10 protein-coding genes and 1 pseudogene are annotated in these 10570 nt (G+C 69.7%); 10 read left to right on the forward strand and 1 reads right to left on the reverse strand.

The features are described from left to right. From manB to manA, 3 genes and pseudogenes are all read left to right on the forward strand, one after another. Nucleotides 1–651 (forward strand): annotated as a pseudogene (gene manB / locus A5696_RS21510) (phosphomannomutase/phosphoglucomutase); the annotation flags it as partial. Continuing rightward, nucleotides 648–1745 (forward strand): TobH protein, encoded by a 1098-nt coding sequence (locus A5696_RS21515; RefSeq protein WP_067883020.1) that lies wholly within the window; start codon nt 648–650, stop codon nt 1743–1745. The pseudogene manB and the gene A5696_RS21515, both read left to right, overlap by 4 nt. A gap of 8 nt (nt 1746–1753) precedes the next feature. Further along, complete coding sequence (gene manA / locus A5696_RS21520; RefSeq protein WP_067883021.1) at nt 1754–2980, forward strand: mannose-6-phosphate isomerase, class I; 1227 nt, start codon at nt 1754–1756, stop codon at nt 2978–2980. 2 nt (nt 2981–2982) lie between these two features. On the opposite strand, the gene A5696_RS21525 is transcribed toward manA, so the two are convergent. Further along, on the reverse strand, nt 2983–4419 hold the full coding sequence (locus A5696_RS21525) for an NAD(P)/FAD-dependent oxidoreductase (RefSeq protein WP_067883022.1): 1437 nt from the start codon (nt 4417–4419) through the stop codon (nt 2983–2985). 64 nt (nt 4420–4483) lie between these two features. Here A5696_RS21525 and A5696_RS21530 point away from each other — a divergent pair, with 64 nt between their 5' ends. The 7 genes from A5696_RS21530 (at nt 4484) to A5696_RS21560 (ending at nt 10554) form a co-directional block, all read left to right on the forward strand. After that, entirely contained in the window at nt 4484–5980 is a 1497-nt protein-coding gene (locus A5696_RS21530) for an amino acid permease (RefSeq protein WP_067883023.1), read from the forward strand. Between the two features lie 80 nt (nt 5981–6060). Continuing rightward, entirely contained in the window at nt 6061–7296 is a 1236-nt protein-coding gene (locus A5696_RS21535) for an alkane 1-monooxygenase (RefSeq protein ID WP_067883024.1), read from the forward strand. Next, complete coding sequence (locus A5696_RS21540) at nt 7293–7466, forward strand: rubredoxin (protein ID WP_067883025.1); 174 nt, start codon at nt 7293–7295, stop codon at nt 7464–7466. The genes A5696_RS21535 and A5696_RS21540 overlap by 4 nt, the downstream gene beginning before the upstream one ends. Continuing rightward, nucleotides 7463–7645 (forward strand): rubredoxin, encoded by a 183-nt coding sequence (locus tag A5696_RS21545; protein ID WP_067883026.1) that lies wholly within the window; start codon nt 7463–7465, stop codon nt 7643–7645. Before A5696_RS21540 ends, A5696_RS21545 begins: the two co-directional genes overlap by 4 nt. A gap of 35 nt (nt 7646–7680) precedes the next feature. Continuing rightward, nucleotides 7681–8292, forward strand: coding sequence for a TetR family transcriptional regulator (locus A5696_RS21550; RefSeq protein WP_369803374.1), 612 nt, complete (start codon nt 7681–7683; stop codon nt 8290–8292). A 58-nt stretch (nt 8293–8350) separates the two neighbouring features. Continuing rightward, nucleotides 8351–9823, forward strand: a complete 1473-nt coding sequence (gene ahcY, locus A5696_RS21555) for an adenosylhomocysteinase (protein ID WP_067883028.1) — start codon at nt 8351–8353, stop codon at nt 9821–9823. Between the two features lie 98 nt (nt 9824–9921). After that, on the forward strand, nt 9922–10554 hold the full coding sequence (locus A5696_RS21560) for a dTMP kinase (RefSeq protein ID WP_067883029.1): 633 nt from the start codon (nt 9922–9924) through the stop codon (nt 10552–10554). The last annotated feature ends 16 nt before the right edge of the window (nt 10555–10570 follow it).

Raw genomic sequence — 10570 nt, forward strand, 5'->3', positions numbered from 1 at the left:
GCCTTCGACGGGGACGCCGACCGGTGCTTCGTGGTCGACGAGGGCGGGCGGCTGGTGTCGCCGTCGACGGTGACCAGCCTGGTGGCCGCGCGCGAGCTGGGCCGGGAGATCGGCGCCACGATCATCCACAACGTGATCACCTCCCGCGCGGTGCCCGAACTGGTCACCGAGCGCGGCGGCACCCCGCTGCGCTCGCGGGTCGGCCACTCCTACATCAAGGCGCTGATGGCCGACACCGGCGCGATCTTCGGCGGCGAGCATTCGGCGCACTACTACTTCCGCGATTTCTGGGGCGCCGACTCCGGGATGCTGGCGGCGCTGTACGTGCTGGCCGCACTCGGCGAGCAGGACCGGCCGCTGTCCGAGCTGACCGCCGACTACCAGCGCTACGAGTCGTCCGGCGAGATCAACTTCACGGTGGCCGACGCGGCGGCCTGCGTGGAGGCGGTGCTGAAATCGTTCGGCACCCGGATCCAGTCCATCGACCACCTCGACGGGGTGACGGTCGATCTGGGCGACGGCAGCTGGTTCAACCTGCGCAGCTCCAACACCGAGCCGTTGCTGCGGCTCAACGTGGAGGGCCGCACGACCGAGGACGTCGACGCGGTGGTCGCCCAGGTTCGCGCCGAGATCGCCGGGTCCGCCCCGTGAGCGCCACCCGCGTCATCGACCTCGAAGACGGCGAGGGCCTGCTGGCCGCCGACCGCGACGGCCTGCTGCGGGCGGCGTCCTCGGCCGGGGCGCAGGTGCGCGCGATCGCGGCCGCGGTCGACGAGGGCGCGCTGGACCCGCTGCGGACCGACGACCGTGCGCGCAGCCTGATCTGGGTGTCCGGCCGCGGCCCCGCCGAGACCGCCGGGGCCATGCTCGCCGCCACGATGGGCGGCGTGGCGCCCGCCCCGATCACGCTCACCGGCGAGGTGCCGCCGTGGATCGGCCCGCTGGACGTGCTGATCGTCGCGGGCGACGATCCCGGCGACCCCGCGCTCGTCATCGCCGCCGCCACCGGCGTGCGGCGCGGCGCCCGGGTGCTCGTCGTGGCGCCCAACGAGGGCCCGCTGCGCGACGCCGCGGCCGGGCGCGGCGCAGCGCTCGAGCCGCGGCTCGAGGTGCCCGAGGTGTTCGGTCTGTGCCGCTACTTCGCGGCCGGGCTGGCCGCCCTGCAAACCGTCGACGGCGGGCGGGGCGCCGACCTGAGTGTGCTCGCCGACGCGCTGGATGCGGAGGCGCTGCGCAACAGCGGGGGCCGCGAATTGTTCACCAACCCGGCCAAGGCGATCGCCGCGCGCGCGGACGGTCGCCGGTTGGTGCTGGCGGGTGACTGCGCCGCCACGCTGGCGCTGGCCCGGCACGGCAGCTCGGTGCTGCTGCGGCTGGCGCACGAGGTGGTCGCCGCCACCGGGCTGGCCGATGCCGTGCTGGCGCTGCGCGCGGCCGCCAACACGAGCGACGGGGCGGTCGACGACATCTTCCACGACGAGGAGATCGACGGGCCGCGGCCCGAGCGGTTGCGGGTGCTGGCGCTGACCCTGTCCGCCGAGCAGACGGTGGTGGCGGCCCGGACCGCCGGGCTCGAGGACGTGTACCTGCTCGCGGCCGAGGACGTGCCCGACGGGCCCGGCGGCTCGGCCGGCTCCACGGTGGCGCCGGCGTTGGGTGGCGCCATCAGCGCCGAGCAACAACTGGCAGTATTGGCCGTTCGGCTGGAGATGGCCGCGGTTTACATGCGACTGGTACGGGGATAGATAGACAAGTGGAACTGCTTCGCGGGGCGTTGAGGACCTACGCCTGGGGGTCGCGCACCGCCCTGGCGGAATTCACCGGGCGTCCGGTTCCGGCGGCCCACCCGGAGGCGGAGCTGTGGTTTGGCGCGCACCCCGGCGACCCGGCCTGGCTGGAAACCGGCAGGGGCGAGGTTTCGCTGCTGGAGGAGCTGGTCGCCGACCCGGAGGGGCAGCTCGGCCCGGGGTCGCGTGCGCGGTTCGGGGACGTGTTGCCGTTTCTGGTCAAGGTGCTGGCCGCCGACGAGCCGCTGTCGCTGCAGGCCCATCCCAGCTCCGACCAGGCCGTCGAGGGCTACCTGCGCGAGGAGCGATTGGGCATCCCGGTGAACTCGCCGGTCCGCAACTACCGCGACACCTCCCACAAGCCGGAGCTGTTGGTGGCGCTGCATTCCTTCGAGGCGCTGGCCGGATTTCGCCAGGTGCCGCGGACGGTCGAGCTGCTGCGGGCGCTGGCCGTCTCCGACCTCGACCCCTACATCGACCTGCTGAGCGACCAGTCCGACGCCGACGGCCTGCGTGCCTTGTTCACCACCTGGATCACCGCCCCGCAGCCCGACATCGACGTGTTGGTGCCGGCGGTGCTGGACGGCGCCATCCAGTACATCAGCTCCGGCGCAACGGAATTCGCGGCCGAAGCCAAGATGGTGCTCGAGCTCGGCGAGCGCTATCCCGGCGACGCCGGGGTGCTGGCGGCGCTGCTGCTCAACCGCATCACCCTGGCCCCGGGCGAGGCCATCTTCGTGTCTGCCGGCAACCTGCACACCTACCTGCGCGGCTTCGCGGTCGAGGTGATGGCCAACTCCGACAACGTCTTACGCGGCGGACTGACCCCCAAGCACGTGGACGTGCCAGAGCTGCTGAGGGTGCTGAACTTCACGCCCACCACCGAGGAGCAACTGCGCCCGCACATCCGCCGCGAGGGGTTGGGCCGGGTCTACGAGACGCCGACCGAGGAGTTCGCGGTCACGCTCTTGGCGCTCGACGGCGAGTACCTCGGCCACGAGGTCGACGCGTCGTGCAGCCACGAGGGCCCGCAGATCCTGTTGTGCACCGAGGGCTGCACGACGGTGCACGGCAAGGCCGGGTCGCTCACGCTGGAACGCGGGATGGCGGCCTGGGTGGCGGCCGACGACGGGCCCGTCAGGCTGGTCGCACGCGAACCCGCCAAGCTGTTCAGGGCGACCGTAGGGCTGTAAGGCTAGGCCTGCTGGTGGCGGCCTGCGTCGCCCGGCACCGTCGCGCTCGCGATCGCGACCCGTCGCCCCTTCCGAGCTTCCCGGCGCTCGCGCAGCCACAGCCGCATGTTGTGCGCCATGGCGCGGCCGACGATCCGCGGCGGCGGGACCATGTACAGGCTGTCCAGCAGCGAGAAGCGGCGCAAAAACCATTCGGCCAGCACGGGTTCGGTTTCGGCGGCCCCGAGGAACTGGTCGAACAGCGCCGCCGACGGCCGCCACCACCAGGGGACGGGCGCCGTGGTTCCGGCGTGGTGGAAGTTGACGTCGGCGATGCCGTTCATCATCCACACCGGGTAGGTGGTCCTGGCGGTGGCCCGGTTCAGTTCGACTTCGAGGTCGGGGGACCGCAGCGCCCGCCGCAAGTGACCGGCCTGCAGCGACGTCATCGTCATGCCCTGCCCGAACGTGGGGTTGAAGCTGGCGACGGCGTCGCCGAAGGGGACGATGCCGGCGGGGAAGCGGCTCAGCTTGTCGTAGCGACGCCACTTGCTGGCCGGAAACGCGTGATAAGCCGGCTCCCCGAACGGTTCCGCCTGCGCCAGCGCGGCGGTGAAGTGGGCGGGCAGCAGCGTGCCGGCCAGCGCGAGCATGTCGCCGAACGTCTGCGGCGGTTTGGCGCCCGCCACCCCGAACGTGGTGAGCACCCAGGTGCGGTCCTCGTAATACAGCATGCCCAGCCCGAGCGACTGGTCGTGGGAGGCGCCGGCGACGACCACCTTCTCCGCGATCAGGCCCTCCGGCATCCGGAAGCGGTGGGTGGCGTAGTTGATGCCGATGTCGATGGTTTCCTCGCGGGGGCGATCAAATCCCCACTGCTGCAACCACACCGGCAGCCGGGTGCCCCGGCCCGCGGCGTCGACGACGAGGTCGGCGGGCACGAACTCGCCCTCGCCCCCGTTCTGCGGGTCGAGCAGGACACCGGTCACCCGCCGGCGCGCGCGGTCGAAGCGCGGCTCGGCGACCGATCGCCGCGCGATCTCGACGTTGTCGATGTCGCGGACCCGCCGGCGCAGCTGCCATTCCAGGTGCGGGCGGCTGGGCACGTAGGCGGTGAACTCGTCGCGCAGCGTGTGCCCCGTGCCGAGGACGTGGCCCGCGGCGCCCAGGTGGATGCAGTCCGGCCGGTTCTCCAGCATCGGCACGCCCGCGGCCACCATGTCGGCCAGCAGGCCGGGAAACAGGCCCTCGAACTCCGCCGCGCCCCGCGCCATCAGCATGTGCAGGTGCCGGTCCTGCGGGACCGTCGCCCGGTGGGCCGGGGCGCTCGGCAACTCGTCACGTTCGTAGACGGTCACCCGGGCGTAGCAATCCGAGAGCACCCGGGCGGCACACAACCCGGCGATGCTGCCCCCGACGACTACCGCATGATCCGTCGCGTTCCCCCCGCTGTCCGCCATGCTCGCAGACTACCCAGTACTGTGCGGTCCAACGGGCGGGCGCATCGGGAAGGGGCGGGGCGGAATGGCGAATCGCTGGCGCACCAAGTCGGTCGAACAGTCGATCGCCGACACCGACGAGCCCGAGACCCGGTTGCGCCGGGAGCTGACGTGGTGGGACCTCGTGGTGTTCGGTGTCGCGGTGGTGATCGGCGCCGGCATCTTCACGGTGACCGCGTCGACCACCGGCGACATCACCGGGCCGGCCATCTGGATCTCGTTCGTGATCGCGGCCATCACGTGCGCGCTGGCGGCCCTGTGCTACGCCGAATTCGCCTCGACGCTGCCGGTGGCGGGCAGCGCCTACACGTTCTCCTACGCCACCTTCGGCGAGTTCCTCGCCTGGATCATCGGCTGGAACCTGCTGCTGGAGTTGGCGATCGGCGCCGCCGTCGTGTCCAAAGGCTGGTCGAGCTACCTCGGTAACGTGTTCGGGTTCGCCGGTGGCACAGCGCAAATCGGGTCCGTTCAGCTTGACTGGGGCGCGCTGCTGATCGTCGCGGCGGTGGCGACGCTGATCGCCCTGGGGACCAAGCTGTCGTCGAGATTCTCCGCGGTGATCACCGGCATCAAGGTGTCGGTGGTGGTGCTGGTCGTGATCGTCGGCGCCTTCTACATCAAGGGCTCCAACTACTCGCCGTTCATCCCCAGGCCCGAGTCGGGGCGGGAGGCGTCGGGCATCAACCAGTCGGTGCTGTCGCTGCTCACCGGCGCGCAGGGCAGCCACTACGGCCTCTACGGCGTGCTGGCGGGGGCGTCCATCGTGTTCTTCGCGTTCATCGGTTTCGACATCGTCGCGACCATGGCCGAGGAGACCAAGCGGCCCCAGCGCGACGTCCCGCGGGGGATCCTGGTGTCGCTGGCGATCGTCACCCTGCTGTATGTCGCCGTCGCGGTCGTGCTGTCCGGCATGGTGTCCTACACCCAGCTCAAGACCCTGCCCGGCCACAAGCCGGCCAACCTGGCGACGGCGTTCGCAGCAAACGGGATCGGTTGGGCCAGCAAAATCATCGCCATCGGTGCCCTGGCGGGGCTGACCACCGTCGTGATGGTGCTGATGCTCGGGCAGTGCCGGGTGCTGTTCGCGATGGCGCGCGACGGGCTGTTGCCGCGGCCGCTCGCCAAGACCGGCTCGCGCGGCACCCCGGTGCGGATCACGGTCCTGGTCGCGCTGGTGGTGGCGGCGACGGCGTCGGTGTTCCCGATCGCCAAGCTCGAGGAGATGGTCAACGTCGGGACGCTGTTCGCGTTCGTCCTGGTCTCCGCCGGCGTCATGGTCCTGCGCCGCACCCGGCCGGACCTCGAGCGCGGGTTCCGGGCCCCGTGGGTGCCGGTGCTGCCCATCGCGTCGATCTGCGCCTGCGCATGGCTGATGCTCAACCTGACCGCGTTGACCTGGGTCCGGTTCGGCGTGTGGCTGGTGGTGGGAACCGCGATCTACGCCGGCTACGGGTACCGGCACTCCGTGCAGGGGCGCCGGGACGCCGGGCGCGGCGAGGCGGAGGCTGTGTTTACAAAATAGCCTTCTGTGTCTAGACACGAGACGCAAGCGCCGGTAATGTCCAACTCCAACGTGGCATGACTCACAAGGAGGTTTGGCATATGACCACAGTGGAACCGGCCGAAGTGACCGTCTGGCGGGACAAAAAGCGCCATCTGTGGCTGATGGGGCTCATCCCCCCGACGGCGCTGTTCGTGATGCTGCCGATCGTGTGGGGACTGAATTGGCTGGGCTGGCACGCCGTCGCGCAGGTGCCGTTGTGGATCGGTCCGATCCTGCTCTACGTCCTGCTGCCCATCCTCGACGTGCGTTTCGGGCCCGACGGGCAGAACCCGCCCGACGAGGTGATGGAGCGACTGGAGAACGACAAGTACTACCGCCGCTGCACCTACGTCTACATCCCGTTCCAGTACCTCAGCGTGATCCTGGGCGCCTACCTGTTCACCGCGTCCAACCTGAGCTGGCTCGGCTTCCCGGCCGGTTCTGAAGGCGGCCTGGGTTGGGCGGGCAAGCTGGGCGTGGCGCTGTCCGTCGGAGTCCTCGGCGGGGTGGGGATCAACACGGCCCACGAGATGGGGCACAAGAAGGAGTCGCTGGAGCGGTGGCTGTCCAAGATCACCCTGGCGCAGTCCTGCTACGGCCACTTCTACATCGAGCACAACCGCGGCCACCACGTGCGCGTCTCGACACCCGAAGACCCGGCCTCGGCGCGTTTCGGCGAGACGTTCTGGGAGTTTCTGCCGCGCAGCGTGTTCGGCAGCCTGCGTTCCGCGCTGCGGCTGGAGGCCCAGCGGATTCGCCGGCAGGGCAGGAGCCCCTGGAACCCCACGACCTATCCGTCCAACGACGTGCTCAACGCCTGGCTGATGTCGGTGGTGTTGTGGGGCGCGCTGATCGCGATCTTCGGCGTGGGCCTGGTCCCGTTCGTGATCATCCAGGCGGTGTTCGGGTTCAGCCTGCTCGAGGCGGTCAACTACCTCGAGCACTACGGGCTGCTGCGGCAGAAGAACGCGAACGGCCGCTATGAGCGGTGCGCGCCGGTGCACAGCTGGAACTCCGACCACATCGTGACGAACCTGTTCCTGTACCACCTCCAGCGGCACAGCGATCACCACGCCAACCCGACCCGTCGCTATCAGACGCTGCGCAGCATCGAGGGCTCGCCCAACCTGCCCAGCGGGTACGCGTCGATGATCTCGCTCACCTACTTCCCGCCGCTGTGGCGCAAGGTGATGGACCACCGGGTGCTGTCCCACTACGACGGCGACATCAGCAAGGTCAACATCCAGCCGCGGCTGCGCGACCGGGTACTGGCACGCTACGGGGCGAGCGCATGAGCGCCTACCGCTGCCCGGGCTGCGACTACGTTTACGACGAAGCGAAAGGGGCTCCGCGGGAAGGCTTTCCCGCGGGCACGCCCTTCAGCGACATCCCCGACGAGTGGTGCTGCCCGGATTGCGCGGTGCGCGAGAAGGTCGACTTCGAGATGCAAGGAGCCAAGGCATGAGTGACTACAAGCTGTTCCGCTGCATCCAGTGCGGCTTCGAATACGACGAGGCGCTGGGCTGGCCGGAGGACGGCATCGCGCCCGGGACCCGCTGGGACGACATCCCCGAGGACTGGAGCTGCCCGGACTGCGGCGCCGCGAAGTCCGATTTCGAGATGGTCGAGATCGCTCGATCGTGAGCAGCGCAACCGCTAGTGTCGCGCCTGTGAAGCGGATGCCGTACGCGGAGGCGTCGCGCGTCCTGCTGCGCGACTCGGTGCTCGACGCGATGCGGGACCTGCTGCTGGCCCGCGACTGGTCGGCCATCACGCTGGCCGACGTGGCCCGCGCCGCGGGCATCAGCCGGCAGACCATCTACAACGAGTTCGGTTCGCGGCAGGGCCTGGCGCAGGGGTACGCCCTGCGCCTGGCCGACCGCCTGGTCGACGCGGTCGGCGGCGCGATCGACGCCAACGTCGGCAACATCCACGAGGCGTTCCTGCAGGGATTCCGCTCCTTCTTCGCGGAGTCGGCGGCCGACCCGCTGGTGATCTCGTTGCTGACCGGCGTCGCCAAGCCCGACCTGCTGCAGATCATCACCACCGACAGCGGGCCCATCATCACCCGGGCGTCGGCCCGGCTGACCACGGCGCTGACCAACAGCTGGGTGGCCACCAGCGACGAGGACGCCGGCGTGCTGGCGCGCGCCATCGTGCGGCTGGCGCTGAGCTACGTGTCCATGCCCCCGGAGGCCGACCATGATGTCGCCGCGGACCTTGCGCGGCTGATGACGCCGTTCGCGGAGCGTCATGGGGTCGCGGCTACAGTGGCGGAAGAACATACCTAAGCTAAGTACCGCTTGGCTCGAGTGAGCCCCCCAAACGTCGAAGAAGGAAGATCACGCTATGACGACGACCGAAAGTTCGTTAACCGCCGAGGTCCGCAACGGCATCGATTTCAAGGTGGCCGACCTGTCGCTGGCGGATTACGGCCGGCGGGACATCGAGCTCTCCGAGCAGGAGATGCCGGGTCTGATGTCGTTGCGGCGCGAGTACGCCGAGGTGCAGCCGCTCAAGGGGGCGCGGATCTCGGGCTCGCTGCACATGACAGTGCAGACGGCGGTCCTCATCGAGACCCTGGTGTCGCTGGGCGCGCAGGTGCGGTGGGCGTCGTGCAACATCTTCTCCACCCAGGACCACGCCGCGGCCGCGGTGGTCGTCGGCCCGCACGGCACGCCCGAGGAGCCCAAGGGTGTGCCGGTGTTCGCCTGGAAGGGTGAGACGCTCGAGGAATACTGGTGGGCCGCCGAGCAGATGCTGACCTGGCCCGACGAACCGGCCAACATGATCCTCGACGACGGCGGGGACGCCACCATGCTGGTGCTTCGCGGCGCGCAGTACGAGAAGGCGGGCGTGGTGCCCCCGGCCGAGGAGGACGACCCCACCGAGTGGAAGGTCTTCCTGGAGCTGCTGCGCCGCCGCTTCGAGACCGACAAGGAGAAGTGGACGAAGATCTCCGAGTCGGTCAAGGGCGTCACCGAGGAGACCACCACCGGCGTGCTGCGCCTGTATCAGTTCGCCGCCGCCGGCGACCTGGCGTTCCCCGCGATCAACGTCAACGACTCGGTCACCAAGTCCAAGTTCGACAACAAGTACGGCTGCCGGCACTCGCTGATCGACGGCATCAACCGCGGCACCGACGTGCTGATCGGCGGCAAGAAGGTGCTGATCTGCGGCTACGGCGACGTCGGCAAGGGCTGCGCGGACTCCGTCAAGGGCCAGGGCGCGCGGGTGGTCGTCACCGAGATCGACCCGATCAACGCGCTGCAGGCGCTGATGGAGGGTTACGACGTCAAGACGGTCGAGGACGCGATCGGCGAGGCCGACATCGTCATCACCGCGACCGGCAACAAGGACATCATCACCCTGGCGCACATGAAGGCGATGAAGGACCACGCCGTGCTGGGCAACATCGGGCACTTCGACAACGAGATCCAGGTCGCCCAGCTCGAAAAGTCCGGCGCCACCAAGGTGAACATCCGCCCGCAGGTCGACGTGTGGACGTTCGGCGACAGCGGCAAGTCGATCATCCTGCTCTCCGAGGGCCGGCTGCTGAACCTGGGCAACGCCACCGGACACCCGTCGTTCGTGATGAGCAACAGCTTCTCCAACCAGGTGATCGCCCAGATCGAGCTGTGGACCAAGAACGACGAGTACGACAACGAGGTGTACCGGCTGCCCAAGCACCTCGACGAGAAGGTGGCCCGCATCCACGTCGAGGCCCTCGGCGGCCAGCTGACCAAGCTGACGAAAGAGCAGGCCGAATACATCGGCGTCGACGTCGACGGCCCGTATAAGGCGGACCACTACCGCTACTGAGCGCCGGGTCGCCGAGCGTGCGGCCAGCCGCACATTCGGCACCGAGCGTGCGGCCTGCCGCACACTCGTGCGCAGGGCGAGCCCGATAGGCTCGCGCCGTGCTGATCGCGATCGAAGGGGTCGACGGCTCCGGCAAGCGGACCCTGTCCGACGGCCTGCGCAAGGCCTTCGAACGCGCCGGCAAGTCGGTTGTCACACTGGCCTTCCCGCGTTATGGGCGGTCGGTGACCGCCGACATCGCGGCTGAGGCGTTGCACGGCGAGCACGGCGACCTGGCGTCGTCGGCGTACGCGATGGCGATGCTGTTCGCGCTCGACCGCGCCGGGGCGATCGCCGAGATCGAGGGCCTGTGCCGCGATTACGACGTGGTGATCCTGGATCGCTACGTGGCCTCCAACGCGGCCTACACCGCCGCGCGGCTGCACCAGGACGCGGCCGGGGAGGCGGCGGCCTGGGTGCACCGGCTCGAATACCAGCGGCTGCGGCTGCCCCCGCCGGACTGGCAGGTGCTGCTCGCGGTGCCCGCAGAGCTCGCCGCGCAGCGGGCGCGCCACCGCGCCGAGAACGAACCCGGCCGCGCGCGCGACAGTTATGAACGCGACGACGGACTGCAGCGGCGCACCGGCGCGGTTTACGCGCAGCTGGCCGCGGCGGACTTCGGAGGTCGCTGGCTGGTCGTCGAGAAAGACGTCGATCCGGGGGATCTGGCGGCAACTTTGACCGCCGGGTAGCACAAATTGGTCACGA

This window comes from Mycobacterium sp. E2699, assembly GCF_001666745.1.
Classification (GTDB): Bacteria; Actinomycetota; Actinomycetes; order Mycobacteriales; family Mycobacteriaceae; genus Mycobacterium.